The organism is Pseudomonas sp. Soil_N_39 (assembly GCF_057655955.1).
Window position 1 is genome coordinate 1 of sequence record NZ_JBDGLI010000048.1, and the last position, 524, is coordinate 524.

Below are 524 nucleotides of genomic sequence, written 5' to 3' on the forward strand. Positions count from 1 at the left end.
ACCGTGAATGAAAACGGCACCATCACCTACACCGCCACCCTGACCGATGCCGACGGCAAGCCTGTCACTGCGCAGAACGGTCCGGTGACCGTCACGTTGGAAAGCGGCAAGACCATCACCATCGCCGCGGGTGCAAGCTCGGGCGTGCTCGACGTAGCCGTCGGCAACGATGTGTACCAAGGTCCAACGACGGTTACTGAGTCGATCAAAGATGCATCCGGCGGCAACTTGGAAGCCATTGCTCCAAACACCGCGCCAGTCAGCACCGTCGTCAGCGACGTCAACGACACCACCACCGTGACGTTGACCGCTACGCCGACCGTGAACGAAAACGGCACGATCACCTACACCGCCACCCTGACCGGTGCCGACGGCAAGCCTGTCACCGCACAAAACGGTCCGGTGACCGTGACGTTGGAAAGCGGTAAAACCATTACTATCGCAGCGGGCGCAAGTTCGGGCGTGTTGGACGTGGCTGTTGGCAACGATGTGTACCAAGGTCCAACGACGGTTACTGAGTCGAT

At 60.1% G+C, this 524-nt stretch carries 1 protein-coding gene; it reads left to right on the forward strand.

The annotated features are described in order from the left end of the window. Window positions 1-524 (forward strand): immunoglobulin-like domain-containing protein (locus AC3A5O_RS28770; protein WP_487754018.1); only part of this gene is annotated, 524 nt, incomplete at both ends.